Raw genomic sequence first — 23,889 nt, 5'->3', positions numbered from 1 at the left:
CTCCACAGGCCCAGGTGCAGGCCGTGAGCTTCGAGGTGAGGGCCGTAACCCTTCACCTTGGCACGGTGGAGGGCGATGAGGTTGCAGAGTCACTCGAGGACGCCGTGAGCAGGCTGCTTGACGCTGTGGACTCCGCCGCCTCCCAGCTCGGCATCAGGCCGACGTACGTGAGGGTAGCCATACCTGACCCAGGTGGCGCCGGGCTGGGCGGCCTAGCAAAGGAGCTTGAGCACCTGACCTCGCAGGCGTCAATAAGCGTCGGGCAGCTCGAGCTGAGCGTCAGCCAGGACGACCTGAAGGCGCTGGCCTCGGCAGGGCTCTACGCCTCCCTGCTGCTCAGGGAGCCCTCATGGAGTGAGGCCAGGGCCGCCGCCTCCCTCATAGCGGGCATAGCCTCCGAGGACCCCACCCTCGCCACGAGGGTGGCAGTTAACGTCTCCGGCGAGAGGCACTTCGTCACGCCCTACTACCCGCTCGCGTCCGCGATACCCGGCAGGGTTGGGGTCACGGCGGCCCTCACCTACCCCTCGTACCTCGCCTCGGCCTACAGGTCTGGCGGAATCAAGGGCCTAGTCAAGGCCATAGCCGAGGCCCACGGCAGGGCTGAGTCGCTGGCCAAGGCGGTCGCCAGCTACCTGGGGGCGGAGTACATGGGCGTGGACCTCAGCGTCTCCCCGTGGATGGAGGACTCATCCCTTGGCCTTGTGGAGGAGGTGGCCGGGGTCAGGATGCCGAAGCCGGGCTTCGTGGTCGGCGTGAGGCTGGTCAACGAGGCCATAGCTGAGGCCTCCAGGGGGCTCAGGACTATAGGGTTCAACGAGGTCATGCTACCCGTGGGCGAGGACTCCAAGCTCAAGGCAAGGGCCAGCGAGGGCGACGTTAACGCCAGGTACCTTGCGATGCTCAGCGGGGCCTGCGTGGCTGGCCTTGACATGGTCGCTGTCCCAGCGGACCTGCAGGGGCTGGCGGGCCTCATACTTGACGTGGCCTCGTACTCGAGGGCCAAGGGAAGGACCCTCGGGGTGAGGCTCATACCGGTTGACGGCGCTGAGCCCGGGGACAAGGTGGACCTGGGCCGCTTCGGCGAGGCCCCGGTGATTGCTATCTAGCCGCCGTAGGTGAACTGGCAGCTGGCCTGGTAGCCGGAGGCCGTGAAGACGGTCACCGTGTAGGGCTCATACTGGTTAAGTGCCATGACATACATGGTTATGGGCACGTAGTGCTTGGGAGGTATGTATACCTGAGTGGTGTTCGAGGCGTCCTCAAAGCCGGCGCTGTCGTAAAGGTAAGCGCTTGAGACCTCGACGCCCGAGGTCCCGTTGTTATAAGCTATAGCGTAGACCTGGAGCATGCCCTGCTGCGTGGCCACAGCGCCGCAGGAGAGCAGCGTGACCCTCTGCTGCGTTATCGCTATCCCAGGGGCCCCTATCCTTGAGGCTATTATGGGCGACAGCCTGGCCAACATCAGGGCTATGAGCACCGCCGCGGCGAACATGGCTATGGCAGCCAGGTTCTCCCTCACGGGGAGCCCTGGCAACCTTGGCAGCCTTGGCCTCCTCAAGTCCAGGACCGTAATACTGTGCAGGGCCTGAGGTATTACAGGGGTCAGCCTAGGCTCCTCACACTTGGCAAGTAACCCCACGTAAATCCCTATATCTTACGGGGGCGCCTTAACATTCCTTGGTCTGAGACATGCCCAGGAGAAGCAGGAGAGGCATGGTGGGCATAGACACGGCCATAATCCTCATAGCGTTCGTCCTCGTGGCCGCGGCAGTGGCCTTCGTGGTCCTTGACATGGGCATGACGTCTGCTCAGAAGGCCAAGCAGACCATGGAGAGCGGCCTCCAGGAGTCGTCCACGGCCCTCCAGGTCGACGGCAACGTCATGGCGTACGTGAACAGTAACGGTGAGGTGCAGGACATATTCATACCGCTCGGAGTGACCCCCGGCACGGGCTACGTCAGCTTAGCCCCGAGCCTGATGGAGGTGTCAATTATAACTCCAAACGCCAGCTACTCCGACATATACATTGGCGTCAGTGACCTAAGCCTGGGCGCGCACCCCAACGTGACCCTTATTGAAATAGCGAATAACTTCACCTCACCAGGTGGCACCTACTACAATAATGGTAATGGTTACTCTGACAAGGCTGCCGCTGTGGTCTACTTCATACACGGCAACATAACTCCCTACGTCTTAGGCCCCTACGGCCAGGCCCTGCTAGTGATACACCTGCCATACGGACTGTCGGCCTACTCGAGCTTCACAGTGACCATATCGCCAAGCATAGGAGGAGCTATAACTGTATCCAGGATCATACCGCCTGACGACGTGAGCAGCACAATAATAGACCTTGGGTGAGGTGCGCAAAATTGCGCACCGAGAGGCCAACTCAAAGGTCTTTTTTTGTGGTTGAGGGCTCCGCCAGGAAAGTGAGCAACGTCTCAGCTGCCCTGGCGGGGCTCTTCCTTGCGATTGGCGTCATGGGGGCACTTATGATCGTCGAGGGCCGCGGACCCCTGTACTCAGCTGTGGGCATAGCCGCCCTGGTAGTTGCGGCCCTCGACGTTCCTGTGCCCCTTTCACTTGCCACCAGCGTTAAGGGGGACTGCGCTTCCCCCGGTTTTTTCCTCTCGAAGCTGGCACCCTTGAGGAGGAGCTCGGCCCTGTCAGGTTCACGCCGGCTGGGGCCCTGGAGTCCCTCCTCCTCAGGAAGGTCAGGCTTGCGAGGGGGTGTGCTGCCATGAGTGAGCAGAGGCCGCAGGAGCAGCCACCTCAGGGGGCATCCACAGAGCTCAGGGACGTGGCAGAGATGCTCAGGGACGCCGCCGCTCAGCTCAGGTCAATTATAGACAGCCTCAACAACCCGCTAGCTGCAATAGCGGCCAACGCCATGCAGAGCCAGCAGGCGGCCCCTCAGCAGCCACAGCCCAGGGAGCAACATAGCCAGGGCCAGGAAGCGCCACAGGAGGCGAAGCGCGCAGAGCAGGAGGACGTCGTTAGACCCCAGCCTCGCCCTGAGACGACCAGCACGGAGGTGGTAAAGGCCCAGCCGATGGTCTCCCAGGCGGTAGGTCCTAGCAGGGCCGCCGCGCCTGTAATCCCTGTGACTAACATTGAGAGGGTAATGAAGCTCCTCAACCTCTTCGCCGACATGAACATACTCTCAAATGACTTCTTCGAGAGCGTGGTTAAGGCCATGAGCTCCCTCGGGGTGCTCAGCGACGGTGAGAGGGATGCCCTAGTCTACCTCCTGAACACGATGAAGCTCGGCGTCGAGAAGGGCCTCTCTCCTCAGGAGGTGGTATCCCTCCTGGCAATAATATTCAGCGAGGCCGGGGTTGACAACGACGAGGTGATAAGGAGCGGCCTTGCCAAGGTGATACTGTCTAAGCTGAGGAGGCAGGACGAGTCGAGGTGAGAGGCCTTGAGCGAGGTCGCGATAAGTCACACTATCTTCATTATAGTCACTGTAATACTCGTGTCTGCCGTGAGCGCCGCTGTCATACTTAAAACATATCAGATAATGAGCGCTTACTCGCAGAGGTCTAGCGCCGAGGCCCAGGCCCTTGAGACGCAGCTTACGCCGGTCTACGCCTACTACAACTCCACTGACTCCTCTTACTACGTCTTCATAAGGAACAGCGGGTACACCACGATAAGCAGAGCCGAGCTGAGCTATGTCGAGGTCTTCCTGGGACCTGCCAACGGGACGCTGAACATGTACCTCTACTCCCAGTCGGGCGGCCAGGGGACCTGGGGGCTCGTGGCCATCTATGGCTCCCAGGGAGGCCAGCTGAGCCCCGGAGCCATGGCAGAGATAGTTGTGAGGACCGGGGTTAACTTCGGCAACACCGTGCACGTGGTCATATCTCTCCCCGACGGCCAGGACTTCAGCGCGTACCTCCAGTCGTCCCCTTAGGTGGATCCCATGGGGCTTGAGGTAGCTGTCGGTATGGCAATAGCCGCCGTGGCCCTGGTCGTGGTCCTGGGCTCGCTTGCAGGGATGATACTCACGGCCTACCGCGCGGTCCCGCAGCCCCAGGCCCTCAGCCCTTCCCCCTACATCAGGGTGACCTCGGCCTACCTGGGGTCCAACAACAGGACCCTGCTGGTAAACGTTACAAACTACGGCCAGGAGCCGCTGTACCTGGTCGGCGAGACCTACGTGATAGTGCTCTACAGCACCTCCCTGGGGGAGAGGGTCCAGGTGTTTAACCTGACCTCGAGCCCTCCCGTGTTCAAGTTCGTAGGGGACTACGCGGCCCCCTATTCCCCTGGCTCCGGCCTCATGCCGGGCGAGACCATAGAGCTGAACCTGACCCTGACGTACCAGGCCATTAGGTCGCAGCCGATGAGCGTTACAGTAATACCCCTTAAAGCACCTCCCGCCCAGTATTCCTTTACACCGGGCCCCTAGAGTGATACTTAGCACTGGCAACGAGGAGATAGACTCAAGGCTGGGGGGAGGGATACCCCACCCGAGCCTCATAGCCGTCGAGGGCGACAACGGCTCGGGCAAGACCAGCGTCGCGCTCCTCCTGGCGCAGACATACCTCAGGGCGGGCCTCTCTGTGGTGTACTTCACAAACGAGGGGGGCAGCTACACCTTCGTTAGCAAGGCCAAGGAGTCAGGCTTTGACCTCTTCGACTACTTCCTGAGGGGCTCCCTGAGGGTCTACACTATGAACGTGGGCGTCCCAGTAACGAGGAACACCGCTGAGAAGCTCCTGGGCGCCCTGTCCTACATATTCACCTCGGGCAGGCTGGGCTTCGACGCCGCCGTGATAGACACGCTCTCCTACCTTTCCTCGGCGGCCCCCGAGAGCTCAATAAAGATGCTGTTTGAGGCCCTCAGGAAGTCAGCGGACAGGGGCATGAGCGTGGTCGTCACATTTCACCCGAACACCTTGCCCAAGGCTCTCTCGGAGCCCATAAAGGCCACGTGTGACGGCTACATAAAGCTCAGCGAGGCCAGCCTTGGGGGCAGGAGGCTCAAGGTGCTCACAATAGTTAAGCTCAAGGGCCTCCCCTCGGGGGCCCAGAGCTCCATAACATTTGACGTGGACCCGGCCTTCGGGATCAAGGTCATACCAATAGTGTTGTCCTGAGGTGCTTGCCTTGAGGTTTAGCCTTCTGCCGAGGAGGTCGAAGGGCCAGGGGCCTCCTGAGGTAAAGGAGCCTGACTTCGGCGAGAGGCCCCAGTACCTCCAGGAGTACATCTCAAAGGTGAGCGGGGAGCTCGGGGAGCCTGTCTACATGGAGAAGCTGGACTCCTCGCTTAAGAAGCGGAGGGAGTACAACGTCATCTACCCCGTGGGAGGGGGCGTCTTCATTCACGCGCACTCCGTCAGGGGCAGCGACATGGGCAGGTACATAGTTATAGAGCCCCCGAGGCCCCCGCCCGAGCTCCTTAGGGCGATAGACGTCGCCCTGGCCAACGTGATAAGCGGCGAGGCCCCAGAGTCCGCGGAGGAGAGGAGGAGGCTCCTCCTCTCGCTCCTGGACAGGATACTTGAGCCTGCCAGCTCGGACGTGGACTACTCCTCGCTCTCCAGCGACCTGGAGCTGAGGAAGGTGCCTGTTAAGAGGGAGTGGGTCGACTACATAAAGTACCACGTGGTCAGGGACAAGATAGGCGTCGGGGTACTTGAGCCCTTCCTCAGGGACCCGTACCTCGAGGACATCTCGGCCAGCGGTGTCGGCAACATATACCTGGTGCACAAGATATTCAACAGGATGGAGAGCACCGTGAGCTTCTCCTCTGAGGACGAGCTGGACTCCTTCGTGCTCAGGCTGGGGGAGAAGATAGGCAAGCCCATAACGAGGGCGAGGCCCATAGTCGACGCCACGCTGCCCGACGGGAGCAGGATAAACATTGTCTTTGGGAGCGACGTGAGCCTCAGGGGCACGAACTTCACCATAAGGAAGTCGTCGAAGGTGCCCATAAGCGTCACCCAGCTCATAGACTGGGGCACGATAGACGAGAGGGTCGCAGCCTACTCCTGGATGCTGCTGAGGGAGGGCATGAGCGGCTTCATATGCGGCGAGACGGCCTCAGGCAAGACAACAGCTTTAAACGCGATAGCCGTCTTCATAAGGCCCACCTACAAGATAGTCACAATCGAGGACACGGCCGAGGTCCAGCTTCCCCACCCCAACTGGACCAGGGAGCTGGCGAGGGACACCGGAAGGCCTGAGACCAGCGTGACCCTCTTCGACCTGCTGAGGGCAGCTCTGAGGCAGAGGCCCGACTACATAATAGTGGGCGAGATAAGGGGTGCTGAGGGCGCAGTCGCATTCCAGGCCATGCAGACTGGCCACCCGGTACTCTCAACGTTTCACGCGGGCGACTTCACGAGGCTCATACAGAGGCTCACGGGCCACCCCATAGACATACCCAAGCCCTACATGGACAACCTTAACTTCGCCTGGTTCCAGGCCTCGACCTACTCTAAGACGGGCCTCCTGGTCAGGAGGATGACCGCGCTTTACGAGATAGTCGGCTACGACCCCAACAGCGACTCGGTGAGCGCAATACCCGTGTTCACCTGGGACCCCTCCACTGACCGCTTCATATTCTCAGGCAGGGGCTCAAGCTACCTGCTGGAGGAGAAGATAGCGAGGATGAGGGGGCTCTCGAGGAGGGACTACAGGCTGATATACGACGAGCTTGAGCTGAGGGCCTCCTTCCTGAGGGAGCTGGTGAACAGGAAGGTCTTCGACTACTTCCAGGTCTTCAAGGCCGTGGTCAAGGCAGAGAGCATGGGCATAGAGAAGGCCCTGGCGGAGCTGAGGGCAGGGAGGCTTGACCTGTCTTGAGGAGGCCAGGGAGGCCTAAGGTTAGCCTGCTGCACGTCTCAGCCCTGGTGATCGCTGCCGGCCTCCTGCTGCTTGCGGTGGGCAGGACGAGGCTGGAGGCGCCGTCACTGCTGATAATTATGGCGGGCGGCGGCGCGCTCCTTTACTGGCTGCTCTCCCACAGGACGTACATAAAGCTAGACGTGGACTTCCTTTACTCCCTGCTTCACATGTACGTGGTCTCCACGGGCTCCCAGCCGCCAGGTGAAATAGTTAGGAGCGCGTCTAAGGGGCCCTACGGACACTACTCTAAGACCTACAGGAGGGCCGCCGAGCTCTCGAAGAGGTGGGGCTACACAGTACCCGAGGCCCTGTCGCTCTCCTCAAGGGGGGAGAGGAACAAGGCGTTCAAGGAGTTCATGGAGAGGTTCGCTGTCATCTCAGCAGTGGGCGAGGAGGTGACGTCGTTCCTCAAGGTAGAGTACGAGACCATAAAGTTCAACTACCAGAACTTCTACAACAGGAGCCTTGACTCGCTCAACGTGCTGTACGGCGCCTACGCGTCAACCATGGTCTCGGTGATATTCGCAGTCACAACGATGATGCTGCTGTTCTTCTTCTTTGGGGGCACCAGCCTCAGGATAGTTATACTGAGCTACGTGGCCGCCCTGGTAGCGATTTCCGTGCTTGGGGTGCTGGTGATACTGAAGGCCCCAAAGGACCTATTCGAGGCCAAGAGGTCCAGGAACCCCACGGCGCTCCTCGCCGATATCCTTGCCGCTGCCGGGTTCGTGCTGGGCGTCATAATATCATACATGATACTGTCGCGCGGGATTAACTACGTTACCGTGGGCATATCATTCATAGTCTTCGGCCTCCTCTTCGTCCCCGCGGGCTACGTGATAAACAACATGGAGAACCTGATAGACGACTACGACAAGTTCTTCCCAGTCATGATAAGGAGCCTTGGAATATACCTGTCCCAGGTGCCCGACCTGAGGCAAGCGGTCAAGGAGCTCTCCAAGATAGAGCTCGGCAGGCTGAGGAAGCTGCTCGAGAACCTCCAGGCTTCCCTCGCCATGGGGGTCGACAAGGGCATAGCTATGGCCAAGTTCTCCGTGCGGACGGGCAGCGAGAACATATACAGGTCGCTTCAGGTCTTCGCTGACGTCATGGACCACGGAGGGGACCTGAGCGAGGCGGGCGTGGCCCTCTCTGATCACATGAACCTGCTGCTCACCCTGAGGGAGAGGAAGCTCCAGGTCACGGGGAACTTCCTGTCAACGCTCATACTTATGCACGCCAGCGTCGTAGCGATAATGGTGTTCATGGCAGAGATGATGTACTACTTCTCACAGCTGCTGATACCCCTGAGGGCCAGCATAAGCGCTTCCTTTGCAAACATCTTCGTCTTCGGCAACATAAACGTGCCCCTGCTGGAGTCCTCAACGCTCATATTTGCAGCAGTGATAACGCTCATAAACGCCTACATACTCGCGGTCACCAAGGTGGGGAGCCCGAGGTCCTTCTACCTCTTCCTGGCAATACTCTCAATAATGACTGGAGGCGCCATAGTTGGAGTGGCCGCCCTGATGTCGTACCTGTTCCACATATTCCCAGTGACGGCAGCCGGCCTTCCCTAGGCCTTGCCTCCCGCCCTAAATACCTGCCCCGGGCAAGGCACCCTCGGGGTCCTGCTTGAGGCGGAACGTCGCCTTCTACATCGTGCTGTTAGCGGCTTACGCTGCCTACTCGGCCGCGTGGTCCTACATAACCCTGACCAAGGTGTATGGCCTCAGGGTTACGCTGGGCGACCTGGGCATAATAGTGCAGGGCGCCTGGGACTCCGTGCACTCGGGCGTCCAGGGCTTCGTTAACTACCTCACGGGCCAGGCGGCGCTCCTAATATATGCCTTGTTCCTGCCCCTCGGCCCCCACATGATAGAGGCCCTGGTGATCTTCCAGACGCTGTGGCTGGGGGCCGCGGCCTTCCCGATATTTGCGATAGCCAGGAGGTACCTCAGGAGCGACGTCGCCGCCCTCATGCTAGCTATCTCATACCTCATATACTTCCCCCTGGCGGGCGTTAACTGGTTCGACGTTCACAGGCAGGCCCTCTTCCCGACCCTCTTCATAACCTCATACTACCTTTACCTGAGGGGAGGCAGATCTAGGTACGTCTCGGTGCCCCTGATGATATTTTCCTCGATGCTCAGGTTCGGCTACGAGGTCTACCCCCTGTGGTTTGGCATAACGTTAGTTGGCTACTGGGCCCTCAGGGACAGGAGGGAGAGGTTCGGCCTTGCCGCGGGCCTCACGCTCATAGTCGTCTCCCTCCTGCTGGCGGCGTATAACGTAGGAATCCTGACGTCGCTCTTTACGTCGCCCACTAAGGCGATCCAGGCGGCCCCCACCTCGGTGAGCTCAACGGCGTCCACGTATCTAAGGCTGACTCCAGGCCTGTCGCAGCTGCTCTCGATAAACATAGTGGCGCCTCCGGTGGCCGAGCCCGGCCACGTGCAGCTGCTCTACGTGAGGGGCTACGTGGTTGACGCCCTTACCATCGGGCTCTCCCTCCTGCCTGTGCTCTTCCTGCCGCTGCTCTCGTGGAGGTGGGCCCCCGCGCTGCTGCCGTTTATAGCGCTCCTGGCGTTCTCATCTTACTGGGGCTACCACTACCCCTACTTCTTCAGGTTCGAGTACCCCTCGATAATCATGGCTCCCGTCTGGCTCGGCACGGTAGAGGGCGCAGCCGTGATATCCAGGGGGTCGCGGAGGGTCGCCACCTACGTGGCAGCTGGCGTGCTCGTCATGTCAGCTGTGACTGCCGCCTTCTTTGAGCCCTACGGGCCGCTCAACTACATGTCCTTCACGGACTACCAGCTCTCCCAGTGGACAAGCTTCAACGTGACCTACTATGAGAGCATGATAGACGTCATAAATATGGTGCCGCGCAACGCCACAATGATAGCGGCCCAGGACAACATGCCTGAGCTGCTGCCCAGGCCCGACGGCGACGTCCTCCTGGGCTGCATAGAGGCCAACCAGAGCCAGTACATAGTAGTTAACGTAATCCACAGCCTCTACCTATACTACGATAACACTGATGTCTGCGGCGAGAGCATGCTTGAGGTCGCGGACTGGGCCCTCAGGTCAGGCTACGGCATAGTGGCCGAGGAGGGAGGCACCATGCTGCTTGAGAGGAACTACTCGGGCGGCGTGGTCGCCTTCAGGCCGTACTCCTACAGCTACGGGGCCGGCGACCTCTGGCCCCTCTTCACGGCATGGTATGGAAAGGGCTACATAAATGTGACCAACTTCCACTACGGCAGGTTTGAGGGGCTCTTCGCGGAGCCCCACGCGCTGAACTTCCTGCCGGGAAGGTACAACGTGACCTTCTACGTAATGAACGACGGCCTCTCGCCGTCAACGAGGCTCTACGCCGTGGTCACAGGCTACTACCTAAGCGGCGACGGCCTCCTGACCCCGATAACGCTCCTCAACGAGAGCGTGCCCGTCTCGCTGCTGCCCCAGGGAAGGTGGGTTAGGCTTACGCTAAGCTTCTACTCGCCGACGTTAGTGGGCTTGGGCTCCGTGACGCTGCTCTCTGATGACGTGAACGGCACCCTGCTGATAAGGGGTTTCTCCCTTACCCAGACTTCGCCTTCTTAGGCATAAGTAAGTGTTCCCCCTTTTACCTTCCCTATTCAACTTCTGGCTGGGGAGAGGCTTGACCGCGCTGAGGTTTGGCCCAGCGGGGAAGCCCACGAACTTCAGTGGGGACTACGAGGACGTGCCCCCGGTGCTGAGGCAGATGGGCCTTGACGCCCTCGAGTACGAGGCGGTCAGGGGCGTTAGGGTGACCAAGGAGAAGGCTGAGAAAATAAGGGAGGCTGCTCAGAAGTACGACATAACGCTCAGCATGCACGCCCCCTACTTCATAAACCTGGCCAGCCCCGAGGAGGAGACCGTCAGGAAGAGCGTGGAGAGGCTCAGGGAGGCGGCCCAGGCCTCCGAGTGGATGGGCGCCTACGCGGTGGTCTTTCATCCAGGCTACATAAAGGGGAACTCCAGCAGGGAGGAGGCCCTGAACAGGGTCATTGAGGCCCTCAAACAGGTCTTCGACGGACTTGAGCTCAGGGTGGCCTGGCTGGCCCCCGAGACCACTGGCAAGGAGTCCCAGGTGGGTGACGTGGAGGAGACCATAAGGATATGCCAGTCCCACGACAGGCTCAGGCCTGCCGTTGACTGGGCCCACCTCCACGCCAGGACGGAGGGGGCTGACATAAACAGCGAGGACGACGTCATTAAGGTTATTGACAGGATAGAGAAGGAGCTCGGCACGTGGGCTGTGAGGCCGCTGCACACGCACTTCTCAAAGATAGAGTACGGCAAGGGCGGCGAGAGGGAGCACCACACGCTGGGCGAGAGGGACTTCGGGCCCGAGTGGGAGTACGTCTGCAAGGCCTACGTGGACACGGGAATTGACGGGGTCATAATAAGCGAGAGCCCCATACTTGAGCAGGACGCGCTCCTGATGAAGAGGGTCTGCGAGAAGTACCTTTAGCCTGTCCCAGCCGCGGCCAACCCCTTAACCTCGGGGCTTATTTCGCTCAGCAGCTTAGCCTTCTCGACCACCGCCATGGCCTCTGGGACCAGCAGGTACCTCAGCCTGTAGAGGCCCTCCAGGGGCACGTACACGGTTCCCTCCTCAACGTGGCCGCAGGCCTCGCACCTGAAGTGGTGTTTAACCTCTATGAACGCCTGCCCGTCCCTGACCACGGGGCCCGAGACCTCGTAGTGGTACTCGCCCAGGGCTCCACAGGATGGGCACACGGCAGGCTTAACTATTGACCTCGTCTCCACGCTGGTCCCCGTACTACTCTTGTAAAGCGACTATAAAGGGGCGGAGGCCCCGCAGGGCAAAGCAGGGTTGAGCTCAAGGACCTCAAGACGTCAAGCAAGGGACGCTGAAAGCCGCCGCTTAATGCCTTCACTGCAAGGCCCGTCCTTAATAGGGCCGACCCAGCCCTAGACTTGTGGCCGTGGTGTCCCGACTTGAGGAGGAGCCCTGAGGAGAGGGAGAGGGTCAAGAGGCAGGCCGAGGAGGCCTCCTACGAGCTCGGTAAGGAGCTGCCGGAGTCCGTGCTCAGGCTAAGGAGGCTGCTTAGGAGGGCCATAAAGTACGCAGTGGCGTCTAACACTAGGGTCATGGTGGTCCTCAGCGGCTCCGACCCAGTAAAGGTCGGGGTTGCCACGGCCAGCGCGCTGATAACCTACGAGCAGGTCATGAGGTCCCTGAAGTTAAGGCCCCAGCTCAGGGTACTCTACGCCTTCAACCAGGACTACGAGGACTCGCAGCTGAGGAAGGAGCTCGTCAAGAGGTCAGTCAAGGAGAGGGGCAACCTTCTCAAGCTGACCATAATAAAGTCCGAGGACTCGAGGAGGTACCTCGGGACCACCTTCCAGGGCCTGGTGCTTGACCTGGTCAACGACCTCAGGCCCAACAGGGTAGGCATCCTGGTCGGCGTCGTCGAGGGAGGGGGCATAATAATATTCCAGGCACCCTCGTGGAGCTCGTGGGACCAGCAGCTCACGGACTTCAGGAAGAACCTGCTGGTCCCAGGCCACGACCAGCCAAGGTACGTCTTCATAGGCTGGTTCAAGAGGAAGCTGCTGGAGCACCAGGAGAACATATTCGTAGTTGACCTTGATAACGACAGCATAGTAAGCGGGCAGCCTACCAAGCTACCGGCCGCCGCTGAGAGGAAGGTGACGCCGCCCGAGGAGGCAGAGTTCCCAAGGGAGCTGTACTCCCTGGCCCTCACCCAGGACCAGGTCAACGCCATAAAGCAGGCGGAGTGGCTCATAGAGCCGCCGAAGAGGGGCAGGAGGAAGCTGCTGGTGATAACCGCCGACAGGGGCAGGGGCAAGAGCTGCGCCGCAGGCATAGCCATGGCCGGCCTGGCAAAGGTCCTCTCCAGGGAGAGGCCCTTCAGGGCCGTCGTCACGTCCCCCGACCTTGAGAACACGCAGAGCCTCATGCAGCTGGCCGAGAGCGCCTTCAAGGCAGAGGGCCTTGACGTCGAGCCCATAGTTGACAGGGGGCTCATAGCCGGCTTCAGGGGCAAGGGGATCAGAATAAAATACGTGAGCCCCGACGACGTGCCAGAGGTTGACGCTGACCTGGTGATAATAGACGAGGCCAGCGGCCTCCCAGTCCCCCTGCTGCACAAGATATGGAGGAGCCACTCGAGGGTCCTCGTGGCCTCGACGATCCACGGCTACGAGGGCGCAGGAAGGGGCTTCAGCGTCAGGTTCCTCGGCGAGGTGAGGCAGGACCCCGACACGGACCTGAGGGAGTTCGAGATGAGCGAGCCCATCAGGTACTCCGCCAACGACCCGGTCGAGAGGTGGCTGTTCGACGTCCTGCTCCTAGACGCTGAGCCTGCGGACCTAGACGACGCTGACCTGAGGGACATAAGGGAGGGGAGGCTGCAGTACCTGGCGCTGGAGCCCGAGGAGCTTTTCTCAAAGAGGGAGGACCTGCTCAGGCAGGCCTTCGGGATATACGTGCAGGCCCACTACAGGAACGAGCCCGACGACCTCGCCCTAATAGCCGACGCCCCCCACTACAGCATAAGGGCCATGGCCACGTCCTCGGGCAAGGTGGTCTCAGCGGTCCTCCTGGCCGAGGAGGGAGGGCTGGACGAGGAGCTGAGCAACACCCTCCTCAACCAGGACAAGACCAAGGGCAACATAATACCCGACAGGGTGATAAAGCACCTGAGGGTCCCTCCCTTCGGAAGGCTGAGGGGCTGGAGGATAGTCAGGATAGCGACCCACCCCAAGGTGCAGGACAAGGGCATAGGCTCGGCCCTCCTCAGGGGCATATACGAGGAGGCCGTCAAGAGGGGCTACGACTGGGTGGGCAGCGGCTTCGGCGTCAACGAGAAGCTGGTCAGGTTCTGGGCCAGGAACGGCTTCCAGCTCATCCACATAAGCCCTGACAGGAACCCCGTGAGCGGCGAGTTCACGGTGCTGGTGCTCAAGCCCATAAGCGAGCAGGCCTCCAGGCTCACGGCAGCCGCCAACAGGGAGTTCAAGTACAAGCTCCTCAACAGCCTCCAGGACACCTACAGGGGCATGGAGCCTGACATAGCGGTTGCGATGCTCAACGCCACGGCGCCCCTGAGGGACGACGTGCCGCCCATGAACAAGCTGAGGCTCCAGAGGCTCTGGGCCTACCTCTACGGCACCATGACCTACGAGACGAGCAACGACGTCATAAGGGACGTGGTCATGACGTACTGGGAGAGGGCGCCCCTGGACAGGGGCCTGCTGAGCCGCGAGGAGGAGCTGGCAATAACCGTCAAGGTGATGCAGGGGAGGCCGTGGCCAGAGGCCTCGAGGGAGCTCGGCGTGGGCTTCGAGGACGCCCTGTCCCTAGTTAAGACGGCAATAAGGAAGCTGGCGGCCAAGTACTACGGCATTGGAGAGGGCTCGCTGCAGGCCCTGGGCTTTGACGACTTCTAACAAAAAGGGGAGATAACCTAGAGCTACGAGTCGGAGTCTCCTATGACATAGACGTACAGGGTCCTCTGCCAGCCTCCCCTGTCCCCTATTATCTTGACTGGCTTCCACCCAGGTATCTGGAAGTCCAGGGTCACCACCCTGGTCCCCGGCTTCAGCTCCTGCTTGAGCTTCGGCTTCAGGGCCTCGTTGACGCTGGTCAGCAGGTACATGTAGACCACGGTGGCCTCGCCTATCGGGACCCTGAAGAAGTCCCCATGAACTATCTCAACCTTTCCGTCGAGCCCCTCCCTCTTGACCCTCTCGCTGGCCTCCTTGTAGAGCTCGTCCCTGAGCTCAACGCCGACGGCCTTCTTTATCGGGTACCTCTTGGCGGCCTCTATGACTATCCTGCCGTCGCCGCAGCCGAGGTCGTAGAGGACGTCGCCCTCCTTGAGGTCCAGCGCCTGGAACACCAGGTCAAGGACCTCAGGCCTGGTAGGCACGAACGGAACCGAAGGCCCTCCGAACGCCATCGCTATCCACCCTAGGTCTAACTCCTCCTGGTCACCCGTGGTGGGTACCCTTATACGTGTTGACTGGTGTCATTTGATTTAAGCTAACTTGCTGAGCCCTTAACACCCTTTAACAGTGGTGTACGCCCTGTTCTGGTAAAGCAGGGGGCACCTCATGGGAGGGGCGCTGCCGTCAACTACCTCCCCGACAATTATTGAGTGGTCCCCTCCGTCGTAGACGGCCCACCTCCTGGCCACCAGGTAGGGCCTGTCGCCGGGAAGCATGGGGCCATACCTGCTCTCCACGTAGTTCACCCTCCTGAGCTTGTCAAGGGCGTCGCCCGGCTCAGCCATTAAGCGGGACACCCACTCGTCGTCCTTGGAGAGCATGGTTACTATGAAGTAAGGCGCCTGGGTCAGGACCTCGTGGCTCCTGCTGGACCTGTCTATGCATATCAGTATCAGGGGAGGGCTTATGCTCAGGCTTGTCATCGAGCTCACGGTCAGGGCCGCGTAGGAGCCCCCCAGGTCCCTCGCCGTGACAACGTAGACCTGCTGGGCGGCCGACCTCATGAACTGCTTTATCAGCTCCCCGGCGTCCAAGGCCTGCACCTGGCTAAGGAGGCCGAAGTACAAAATTAAGCTTCCTCGTTGTCTTCACTATTACTTTCCTCGCCCTCCTCGCCGCCCTCCTCCTTCCCCTCTCCCTCCTCCTCGGCGCCTCCCTTCATCTGGGCCCTGTAGACCTCGTATGAGACCTCCATCGCATACTTCAGCGCCGCCTTGGCCTTGAGGAACTCCAGGGTGGAGTAGAGGCCGTCGAACTTGATCTCAGCCACGCTGCCGTCGGGCCTGTCCCTTATGGTAAGCTTGACCCCTCCGCCCTCGTCGCTCCCCTCCCTGCCCTGGTAGGCCCTTATCTCGGCCTCAACGGTGCTGAGGTACTCCCTGACCTCCTTGGGGAGGGCCATGGGCACCTCCGGCACGACCCTCACGTAGCCCTCGCCCCTGAGGAGCCTCGCCACCCTCCTCCTGCCTACCTTTATGTCCTCGGGCCTCTCAGCCGGGCTGGCCTTGCCCGCGTCCTCTATGTAGTCGAGAAGCGCCTTGAGCGCTGACAGCTCCTCCTCGAGCTCCTGTATCCTCTTCTTCAGGTAGGCCTCCAGCGTCTCCTTGCTCACTGCCCTCTCAGACTGCTGGCTCAAGCTCCGCCCCTTAGCTCCTTAGCTTAAAGGGGGCTTTCGCAGGGAGGGGCGAGTAACACCGCTGCCGGGGCCGGAGGATGTATACAGCCATAACGCGTTCCCACTGGGCTAACACTTAAATGCCTGAGGCCTTGGATTAGCCGAGAGCGAGGTGCGCGGTGATGGAATGGGAATATGTAGGGGGCGCAGGGGACGCCTCGTAGAGGTGCTGCTCCTCCTGGCGCCCCTGGTAATGATACTTCCGGTCCCCCTCTACAACAGGGCGTCCCCTGAGCTCCTGGGGATTCCCTTCTTCTACTGGTACCAGCTGGTCTGGCTACTAGTGCTCAGCGCCTGCCTTGTCATGGCCTCCAGGTGCGGGGGTGAGCCCAGTTGAACGCCGCTGAGCTAGCGATGTTCACTGCGGTTGTGGCGGCCCTCTCGGCCCTGGGCTTCCTGGGCCACAGGTTCAGGAGGTCGGGCGGGGGGCTCGAGGAGTGGGCCATAGCCGGCAGGAGGTTCGGGCCAGTCATAATCTGGTTCCTGCTCGGCGCTGACGTGTTCACGGCCTACACGCTTGTCAGCGTGCCCTCGCTGGCCTTCGCCTCAGGCGCTATAGTGTTCTTCACCGTACCCTACGCCGTCACGTTCCTGGTGGCCTACGCTGCCATGCCTAGGCTCTGGTCCGAGGCCAGGAGGAGGGGGCACCTCACTGCCGCGGAGCTCGTGGCCGACATCTACGGCAGCAGGGCCCTCGGGGTGGCCGTCGCGGTGACGGGCATAGTCGCCGTGCTGCCTTACATGGCCGTGCAGATAGACGGCATGAGAGCCGTGCTGGAGGTCCTGCTCCAGGGCGTCTCAAGCCCGGGCCTCGTGTCTGAGCTCTCCCTCCTGCTTGCCTTCGCCGTCCTGGCGGCCTTCACCTACAGGAGCGGCCTCAGGGGCTCGGCCCTTGGGGCTGTGCTCAAGGACGCGCTCCTCTGGCTCACGGTGGTTGTAATGGCCGCGGTGGTGATATCCAGGGTCGGGGGCTTCCAGGGCCTCTTCTCAGGGCTCTCCAGGGACCCGCTGCCCACGGGCACGCTGACGCTCAGGAGCGACCTCTACGTTGACTACCTCAGCCTGGCCCTGGGCAGCGCCCTGGCCCTCTACCTCTACCCACACGTAATCAACGGAGTCATGAGCTCCCAGTCGCCAAAGACTATAAGGACCTCCACGGCCCTGCTGCCCCTCTACGTCATAGCTGTTGGCGTGTTCTCCTTCCTTGGCTTCGCGGCCTACCTCATGCCTGGCGTGCTCAGGTTCGTGTCCCAGTTCCCGGCGTCCCAGAGGGGGCTCCTCGTCGTCCCTGCCATGGCCCAGCTCCTCCTCCCCAGCCCGCTTGCGGCTGTGATCCTCGCGGGCATATTCATAGGCGGCATGGTGCCGGCTGCCATAATGGCCATAGCCCAGTCGAACCTGCTGGTGAGGGGCATAGTGAGGCCCCTGGCGAGGCTCAGCCCGGAGGGTGAGGAGGCGGCCGCCAAGTGGGTCTCGGTGCTCTTCAAGTTCCTAGCCCTGGGCTTCGTGTTCGTGACCCCGCTGACGTATGCGATTCAGCTCCAGCTGCTCGGCGGCATAATAGTGCTCCAGACGCTGCCCCCTGTCATGCTAAGCCTTGTCATCAGGAGGCTCGACCCAAGGGCACTCCTGGCGGGCCTCGCCGCGGGCCTGGCGTCGGGGGTCTACCTGACCCTCCTCGCCAACGGGTTCGGGCCCATAAGGACCACCTCAATAGTGGTCGGGGGCGTGCCCGTCTTCGTTGGGCTCATAGCCCTGGCAGTAAACCTTGTCGTTGTCTTAGCGGGCTCCGCGGCGGCCTCGCTCCTTGCCCGCGGCGCCCCCTGAGCCGCAGGGCCGCCTGCGGCAACAACGCATATCTTGTTAATAGCCTCCTGCCAAGGCGGTGAGGAGGTCTGAGCCTAAGGGCTGAGGACGTGGTCAGGGCGCTGAGCCCGGCCATAAGCGACCACAGGGCCATGAGGGTCCTGGCCTCGCTGACGGCATACAACAGGGTGCAGGGCACCATAGAGCTTGTCGACGCCGCGAAGCACGTCCAGGAGGTGCTCCTGGAGGAGGCGGGGGACTCGCTCGAGGTGGAGCTGGTAAAGTTCGGGGGCACCAACGTCCCCGACTGGGTCTCCTCCCCCACGGGCTGGGCCATACACGAGGCCAGGGTGAAGGTCGAGGGGGGCCAGGAGCTTACCCTTGAGTCCCACCCAACCTTGGCTGCCGCCCACTCGCCCCCGGGCAGCGCCGAGGCGGAAGCAATAGTCATAGACAGGTACTGGTGGAGGCCCGAGTCCTACTCCTCGGCCAAGGGGAAGGTCGTGGTGAGCCCTGGGGACCCATATATAGTATATAGGTTAGCAGGCGACGCCGGCGCGGCGGCGGTGGCCTTCTACAGCGAGTCCGCTCCCCCGGACGCCGTGCCCTACAAGAGCCTCTTCCTGAGCAGGGGCGAGGCCGCCAACGGCTCCCTGCCGGCCGTCTCAATACCTCGCTCCATGGTTGAGCCCCTGAGGCACGGCAGGAGGCTGTCGGTTGTGGTGGACTCGGACGTGAGGAGGGACCCGGGGTTCCCCATAGTCATAGCGTGGCTGGGCGACAAGGACGGGAAGGGGCCGGCAGCCATGGCCCACGTGTGCCACCCCACGCCGGGGGCCAACGACAACGGCAGCGGCTCAGCCTCCCTGGTGGAGGCCGCGGTCGCTCTCTCAAGGCTGATTGACAGGGGCCAGCTGCCCCAGCCGGAGGCCACGGTCAGGTTCGTCTGGGTGCCAGAGTACACGGGGAGCGCCGTGGCCCTGACGAAGACCCTCAAGGGGCAGGTCACCCAGCTCCTTAACTTTGACATGGTGGGCGTCGAGCCTGGCGGCGGCAACGGCCCCCTGAGGGTCGTGGCCAGCAGCCTGTCCGCCCTCGGGCAGGCCGACGCCGCGCTTCAGGAGGCCGCGGAGACCTCCGCCGAGCTCCTGGGCTTTGACTCCCTAAGGCTGGTGCCCTACGAGGGCGGGAGCGACCACGACGTGGCCTCCGCCCTTGGCATTCCCTCAGCTATGCTCAACGGCTGGCCGGACGTGAACTACCACACTGACATCGACGACCTTGACAGCGTCTCGAGGCGCATGCTGAGGCTGTCGTCGCTTATAGCCTCCTCCTCGCTGTACATCCTCGCCAAGTCGCCCCCCGACCCGACGGCCTTCAGGTCAAGGCTCGTGTCAACCCTGTCGCGGAGGCACTACCTCAACGGGGACCAGGTCGCGGCCTCCCTCGCGGCCAGCCTGATGTCCAGGGCCCTGGGACTGCAGGAGGCCTCGGCGCCTCCCGAGGGCTGGCCGCCCAAGGTGGACACAGTTGTAAAGGTGAAGCCCCCGATGATAGAGGGCCCGAGGGTCATAGCCAGGAGGTCGCTGGACGCAGCCATAAGGGTCGAGGAGCTGCTGGCCACCTCGGGACCCATGGCCAGCACTGTCTACCTCAGGGAGGGCCTCATGCTCGCCGCGCCCGAGAGGCCCCTGGGGGAGGTGGTGGCCCTTCTTGCAGCTGAGTATGGAACAGCCTCGGTCTCCGCTGAGAGGCTCACGGAGCTCGTCAACCTGCTGGCGGACGTGAAGCTCTTAGAGCTGGGCTGAAAGTTCAGCAAGCCGTTTTTACTTGGGCGGCCAAAGGCAGGCCCTGTGGAAGCCTTGTTCAGCGAGAGGCTCATAATGACCCCCGGCCCCACGGAGGTCCCCTACAGGGTCATGATGGCTATGACTAGGCAGGAGACCAACTCAGACCTTGACCCCGACTTCCTTAGCTTCTACCAGGACCTCAGGTCCAGGGCCGCCAGGCTCTTCGGGGCCGCCAGGTCCAGGGTCTACCTCATGATAGGTGAGGCCATGCTCGGCCTGGAGTCGGCTATAGCCAACACGGTGAGCAGGGGCGACAAGGTGATAGTCGTTGACAACGGTGTCTACGGTGACGCCTTCGCCGACCTCGTCAGGTCCTACGGAGGGGTCCCAGTTAAGCTTGGCGCCAGCTGGAGGAGGGCCGTGGACCTGGGGGACCTAGAGAGGGCCCTCGAGAGGAACAGGGACGCAGTTGCCGTGACCGTGGTGCACTGCGACACGCCCTCAGCCATGTTAAACGACCTGGCCGGCGTGGCCAGGGTGGCCAAGTCCTTCGGGGCGCTCGTCATAGCTGACGTGGTCTCAACTATAGGGGCAGTGCCGCTCCAGGTGGACAGCTGGGGCGTCGACATAGCCATAGGGGGGAGCCAGAAGGCCCTTAACGCGCCCGCCGGGGTCACGCTGATGAGCGTCAGCGAGGAGGCCATGGAGAGGGCCAGGAGGGTCGGCTACCAGGGCTTCTACATGAGCCTCCTGCAGTGGGACTCGTGGCTTGACTCCAAGGGCGTGTTCCCCTACACCGTGAGCGAGCCGCTCCTCTACGCGGTCTCAGAGGCCATAAACATGGTGCTTGAGGAGGGCCTTGACAAAGTCTACTCAAGGCACCTGGCCGCCAGGAGGGCCGCCTGGGCCGGCTTTGAGACCCTTGGGCTCAGGCACTACCCGGACTTAATGGAGCACAGCTCGCCCACGGTCACCGCAGCCGAGGTGCCTGAAGGGGTCGACGAGGCCAGGCTCAGGGACCTGGCCTGGAGGAAGTACAACACCATGATAGCCGGCAGCTGGGGGCCGCTGCAGGGCAAGGTGATAAGGGTTGGCCACATGGGGGTTCAGGCCTCGCCCGAGAAGCTGGCCAGGGCGTTCCTGGCCCTTGGCAGCGCCATGAGGGACCTGGGCCTCAGGGTGAGCCCAGAGGAGGCCGCCAGGGCCGCACTGGAGTCCTTCAGGTACTGAACGTTCAGCAGGCCGTTTTCCTCCAGGGCGCTGGTTCAGGGGCAGGTGTCGGGCTTGGACTCAAGGCAGGGCCTGATAGTGGCCTCGACAACGGTGTCCATGGTAGTCTACGGCCTGGTGCTCGGCCTGGTGCCCGTGGCGGCCATATGGTCCTCGGCGCCCTCCTGGGCGGTGAGCGTCATGTACCTGACCATACCGGTCGGGACGCTGGCCGGCAACCTGATAATAGGGAGGCTCACGGACATCATAGGCAGGAAGCCGTCGTTCATAGTCACCCTGGCCCTCTACGGCGTGGGCTCGCTCGTAACGCTGCTGAGCGTCAGGGGCAGTGTCTACGTCCTCCTCGCGGGCCTTGCGGTGGCCCAGGTTGGCCTCGGGGGAGAGATGCCAGCCATGTTGGCGTACCTGGCGGAGGTGATAGAGCCCAGGTGGAGGGCGGCCGCGCTCATACTGATAACTGACGTGTCGAACCTGGGCGTCCTGATAGACGGCCTGATAATGATGCTCTACCAGAGCAGCACCATACCAGTCTCTGTTGCGGTCGACGCGCTCGGCGCCGTGCTCGGCGTGACCATAGCGGTCATACTTGTCATGAGGTTTATGATGCCGGAGTCGCCCGAGTGGCAGTCCGTGCCGAGGGAGTCCAGGGGCAGGGTCACGAGCCCGGGGGAGGGGCCGGGCATAGCGTTCAGGGTAACGGCGCTGACGGCTTTTGTGATAGCCACGGCCCTGACCTACGCCTTCCTGGCGCTTACAATAGGCCCCTACCTCTTCCCCTCTAAGACCGGCCTGCTGCTGGTCCTCTATAATGTGGGCGAGCTCGTCGGGGGGCCGATAGCGCTGGCGGTGCTCCCATGGGGCAGGAGCAGGGGCCTGGCCCTGGTGAGCTACCTCGGCGGCGCCATTACCATGGCAGTGGCCGCGGTCGCCCTGGGCCTCCTTAGGAACAGCTTCACCCTGTTCGTCTACATACTCCTGATAAACGGCATCTTCGGCGAGATGGCCTGGGCGGCCAGGGTCCTCCTGGAGCCCCTGGCCTTCCCGGTGCACTACAGGGGCACGGCAATAGCGATAGTCAGGGTGGTGCCCTACGCGCTCTACGCGGCCTCAGTCTTCTACCTGGCCAACGTGACGACGGGGGAGTACATGCTTTACAACGTGGGCCTCTGGGCCGTGGGGGCCGCGGCCGGCGTCGCCTGGTACCTCAGGGGCCCGGAGGTGTACAGGCATTAAAGGGCCCAGTACAACAGGGAGGGCGCGCGATGAGGAGGATGCACCTCTGGAGAGCCTGGGGCGGCGGTGACCGGAGCACGAGCTGCCTGAGCGCTTAGAGCAGGTGAAGCATTAGGGCGGTGACCGCGATCACTGCGATAGCCACTGGCACGCCCGCCTTGGCGAAGTCCTTGGGCGTGTAGCCCCCAGCTGAGTAGACTACCAGGTTGGCGGGGTGTGAGAACGGGGTTATGAAAGTCGAGGAGGCCGCCATTGAGAGTGCCAGCACGGAGGTGAGCGGGTGGGGCGAGCTGATGGCCAGGGGCCCAAGTATTATCGCCGAGGCCACGTTGCCCACCAGGTTAGCGAGGACCACGCCGGCAACCATGAGCAGGAGCGGCGAGGAGGCCAGGAAGCCCATGGCTTTTCCAAGCCCCGAGCTGAGCAGCGCCTCACCCATGGAGAGGTAGGTGCCAACGAAGACTATCGCGGGCCAGTCCACGTAGGAGTAGACCTTCCTCAGCGACCCGGGCTGCGGGAGGATGGCCAGCAGGGCCCCGGCCAGGAAGCTGAGCGCCATGTTAAGCCCGGCCGCCGAGGCGGCCAGGGCGGCGGACAGGCCAAGGAGGCCGGAGGCCGCTGCCCTGACGTTGAGCGACCTCACGGGCGTTGTGGTCAGCGGCGTGAGCCTGAAGGCCTCGGCCGCCCGCGCCACGGCCTTCTCGTCGCCCTCAACGAGGATTATGTCGCCCGGCGACAGGGCGTAGCTCCTTATGCTCCTGAGGCTGTTCCTGGTGGCCACGCCAACAACCTTGACGTCTCTGAGCCTCAGGTTGACCTCATATACAGTGTTCCCCACGACTGCCGAGTCCCCGGTCACCATGAGTTCGTAGAAGGGGCCCTGGCCAAGCTCAGTCCTGAGGCCCTTGACGCTCATTATGATGGGCAGCCTGTCCTTCTCCACGGAAAGTATGAGCCTGTCCCCGGCCCTTATGGTGCGCCTTGAATATATAGAGAACCTGCCCCTAAGCAGCCTTATCCTGGCCCCGAGCTTCTCCTCGGCCTGCCTTATGGTGAGGCCCGCTATATCGCTTCCCTCCTCGACGCTGGCCTCAATAAGTATCTCGTGCCTTCCGACGGCCTCAAGGCTTGCAGCGCCCCCGGCGCTCCCCCTGACAAGCAGCGGCACCAGGGCTATGGCGACCCCCAGGCCCGCCAGGGCGGCTGCGAGGCCCACTGGGAGCGTCGAGAATATGCCTAAGGGGGTCCCGAACCTCTGGGTCCAGAGGCCCTCGAGCACGATGTTTGAGGAGGTGCCAATTATCGTGTACCTCCCGCCCAGTATGGCGGCGTAGGAGAGGAGCATCAGGTACCTCGAGGCCGGCCTCTTCATCCGCGAGGCGACGCTGTAGATCAGCGGCATGAACATGAGCGTCAGGGCCACGTCGCTCACGAAGCCCGAGCTGAACAGCGATATGAGCAGCACTATGACTATAACCAGGAGGCCGCCCCTCACCCTCGAGGCTATCCTGTCCCCCACCACGTCAAGGACTCCGGAGTCGGCCACCACGCCAGCTATTATCATGGCTGAGGCCAGCACTATGACAGCCACCGAGGACAGGTTAGAGAGCGCCTGCGAGGGGCTGACCAGCCCGAGGGCCACCAGGGCCAGGGCGGTTATGACGCCAACTATGTCGTGTCTCAGCCTCCTTGATATCAGCAGGGCCACCGAGAACGCAAGGATCGCGAGGGCCTCGTAGGCCTTTACTGTGAGCAAGG

23 protein-coding genes are annotated in these 23,889 nt (G+C 62.1%); 17 read left to right on the top strand and 6 right to left on the bottom strand.

The window, feature by feature from the left end:
• Positions 1–23 precede the first annotated feature (23 nt).
• The gene (locus ACZ5OO_RS03995; RefSeq protein ID WP_464077846.1) at positions 24–1,109 is read left to right on the top strand and encodes a DUF711 family protein; all 1,086 of its coding nucleotides are present in this window, start codon (positions 24–26) and stop codon (positions 1,107–1,109) included.
• On the opposite strand, the gene ACZ5OO_RS03990 is transcribed toward ACZ5OO_RS03995, so the two are convergent.
• Positions 1,106–1,561 (bottom strand): hypothetical protein, encoded by a 456-nt coding sequence (locus tag ACZ5OO_RS03990; protein WP_464077845.1) that lies wholly within the window; start codon positions 1,559–1,561, stop codon positions 1,106–1,108. The two genes, ACZ5OO_RS03995 and ACZ5OO_RS03990, sit on opposite strands and share 4 nt — an antisense overlap.
• Positions 1,562–1,692: 131 nt before the next feature.
• Between ACZ5OO_RS03990 and ACZ5OO_RS03985 the strand changes: the two genes are divergently transcribed.
• From ACZ5OO_RS03985 to ACZ5OO_RS03940, 10 genes are read left to right on the top strand one after another with little or no spacing between them, the layout of a single operon-like run.
• Positions 1,693–2,361 carry an archaellin/type IV pilin N-terminal domain-containing protein gene (locus tag ACZ5OO_RS03985; RefSeq protein WP_464077844.1) on the top strand — a complete coding sequence of 223 codons (669 nt, stop codon included), beginning with the start codon at positions 1,693–1,695 and terminating at the stop codon, positions 2,359–2,361.
• A gap of 11 nt (positions 2,362–2,372) precedes the next feature.
• A complete protein-coding gene (locus tag ACZ5OO_RS03980; RefSeq protein WP_464077843.1) occupies positions 2,373–2,747 on the top strand; it encodes a hypothetical protein in 375 nt (124 codons plus the stop codon).
• The gene (locus ACZ5OO_RS03975; protein ID WP_464077842.1) at positions 2,744–3,421 is read left to right on the top strand and encodes a hypothetical protein; all 678 of its coding nucleotides are present in this window, start codon (positions 2,744–2,746) and stop codon (positions 3,419–3,421) included. The genes ACZ5OO_RS03980 and ACZ5OO_RS03975 overlap by 4 nt, the downstream gene beginning before the upstream one ends.
• Positions 3,422–3,427: 6 nt before the next feature.
• On the top strand, positions 3,428–3,922 hold the full coding sequence (locus ACZ5OO_RS03970; protein WP_464077841.1) for a hypothetical protein: 495 nt from the start codon (positions 3,428–3,430) through the stop codon (positions 3,920–3,922).
• Positions 3,923–3,931: 9 nt separating this feature from the next.
• Positions 3,932–4,420: a hypothetical protein gene (locus ACZ5OO_RS03965; protein WP_464077840.1), complete on the top strand. Its 489-nt coding sequence runs from the start codon at positions 3,932–3,934 to the stop codon at positions 4,418–4,420.
• Between the two features lies 1 nt (position 4,421).
• Positions 4,422–5,111 (top strand): ATPase domain-containing protein, encoded by a 690-nt coding sequence (locus ACZ5OO_RS03960; RefSeq protein WP_464077839.1) that lies wholly within the window; start codon positions 4,422–4,424, stop codon positions 5,109–5,111.
• A 1-nt stretch (position 5,112) separates the two neighbouring features.
• Complete coding sequence (locus ACZ5OO_RS03955; protein WP_464077838.1) at positions 5,113–6,822, top strand: type II/IV secretion system ATPase subunit; 1,710 nt, start codon at positions 5,113–5,115, stop codon at positions 6,820–6,822.
• Entirely contained in the window at positions 6,819–8,444 is a 1,626-nt protein-coding gene (locus ACZ5OO_RS03950; protein ID WP_464077837.1) for a type II secretion system F family protein, read from the top strand. Before ACZ5OO_RS03955 ends, ACZ5OO_RS03950 begins: the two co-directional genes overlap by 4 nt.
• Positions 8,445–8,499: 55 nt before the next feature.
• Positions 8,500–10,473, top strand: a complete 1,974-nt coding sequence (locus tag ACZ5OO_RS03945) for a DUF2079 domain-containing protein (RefSeq protein ID WP_464077836.1) — start codon at positions 8,500–8,502, stop codon at positions 10,471–10,473.
• 58 nt (positions 10,474–10,531) lie between these two features.
• The gene (locus ACZ5OO_RS03940) at positions 10,532–11,368 is read left to right on the top strand and encodes a deoxyribonuclease IV (protein WP_464077835.1); all 837 of its coding nucleotides are present in this window, start codon (positions 10,532–10,534) and stop codon (positions 11,366–11,368) included.
• On the opposite strand, the gene ACZ5OO_RS03935 is transcribed toward ACZ5OO_RS03940, so the two are convergent.
• Positions 11,365–11,667 carry a CpXC domain-containing protein gene (locus ACZ5OO_RS03935; RefSeq protein ID WP_013267386.1) on the bottom strand — a complete coding sequence of 101 codons (303 nt, stop codon included), beginning with the start codon at positions 11,665–11,667 and terminating at the stop codon, positions 11,365–11,367. The genes ACZ5OO_RS03940 and ACZ5OO_RS03935 overlap by 4 nt on opposite strands.
• 192 nt (positions 11,668–11,859) lie before the next feature.
• Between ACZ5OO_RS03935 and ACZ5OO_RS03930 the strand changes: the two genes are divergently transcribed.
• Complete coding sequence (locus ACZ5OO_RS03930) at positions 11,860–14,337, top strand: tRNA(Met) cytidine acetyltransferase TmcA (RefSeq protein WP_464078534.1); 2,478 nt, start codon at positions 11,860–11,862, stop codon at positions 14,335–14,337.
• A gap of 23 nt (positions 14,338–14,360) precedes the next feature.
• On the opposite strand, the gene ACZ5OO_RS03925 is transcribed toward ACZ5OO_RS03930, so the two are convergent.
• The 3 genes from ACZ5OO_RS03925 to ACZ5OO_RS03915 form a co-directional block, all read right to left on the bottom strand.
• On the bottom strand, positions 14,361–14,849 hold the full coding sequence (locus ACZ5OO_RS03925; RefSeq protein ID WP_013267374.1) for an SAM-dependent methyltransferase: 489 nt from the start codon (positions 14,847–14,849) through the stop codon (positions 14,361–14,363).
• A 99-nt stretch (positions 14,850–14,948) separates the two neighbouring features.
• The gene (locus ACZ5OO_RS03920; protein WP_464078554.1) at positions 14,949–15,440 is read right to left on the bottom strand and encodes a flavin reductase family protein; all 492 of its coding nucleotides are present in this window, start codon (positions 15,438–15,440) and stop codon (positions 14,949–14,951) included.
• Positions 15,441–15,466: 26 nt separating this feature from the next.
• Positions 15,467–16,033: a hypothetical protein gene (locus tag ACZ5OO_RS03915; protein ID WP_013267372.1), complete on the bottom strand. Its 567-nt coding sequence runs from the start codon at positions 16,031–16,033 to the stop codon at positions 15,467–15,469.
• A gap of 166 nt (positions 16,034–16,199) precedes the next feature.
• On the opposite strand from ACZ5OO_RS03915, the gene ACZ5OO_RS03910 reads away from it, so the two are divergent.
• From ACZ5OO_RS03910 to ACZ5OO_RS03890, 5 genes are all read left to right on the top strand, one after another.
• Positions 16,200–16,409: a DUF3311 domain-containing protein gene (locus tag ACZ5OO_RS03910; protein ID WP_464078533.1), complete on the top strand. Its 210-nt coding sequence runs from the start codon at positions 16,200–16,202 to the stop codon at positions 16,407–16,409.
• Positions 16,406–17,899, top strand: a complete 1,494-nt coding sequence (locus tag ACZ5OO_RS03905) for a sodium:solute symporter family protein (protein WP_464078532.1) — start codon at positions 16,406–16,408, stop codon at positions 17,897–17,899. Before ACZ5OO_RS03910 ends, ACZ5OO_RS03905 begins: the two co-directional genes overlap by 4 nt.
• Positions 17,900–17,988: 89 nt before the next feature.
• Positions 17,989–19,686, top strand: a complete 1,698-nt coding sequence (locus ACZ5OO_RS03900; RefSeq protein WP_464078531.1) for a M28 family peptidase — start codon at positions 17,989–17,991, stop codon at positions 19,684–19,686.
• A gap of 45 nt (positions 19,687–19,731) precedes the next feature.
• Positions 19,732–20,898 (top strand): pyridoxal-phosphate-dependent aminotransferase family protein, encoded by a 1,167-nt coding sequence (locus ACZ5OO_RS03895; RefSeq protein ID WP_464078530.1) that lies wholly within the window; start codon positions 19,732–19,734, stop codon positions 20,896–20,898.
• A gap of 54 nt (positions 20,899–20,952) precedes the next feature.
• Positions 20,953–22,131 (top strand): MFS transporter, encoded by a 1,179-nt coding sequence (locus ACZ5OO_RS03890; protein ID WP_048812899.1) that lies wholly within the window; start codon positions 20,953–20,955, stop codon positions 22,129–22,131.
• 94 nt (positions 22,132–22,225) lie between these two features.
• Here the strand turns inward: ACZ5OO_RS03890 and ACZ5OO_RS03885 are convergent, their stop codons facing one another.
• Positions 22,226–23,887: an SLC13 family permease gene (locus ACZ5OO_RS03885; protein ID WP_464078529.1), complete on the bottom strand. Its 1,662-nt coding sequence runs from the start codon at positions 23,885–23,887 to the stop codon at positions 22,226–22,228.
• Positions 23,888–23,889 lie beyond the last annotated feature (2 nt).

It is taken from the genome of Acidilobus aceticus (assembly GCF_055392325.1).
This window is presented reverse-complemented; position numbering and strand designations above follow the sequence as displayed.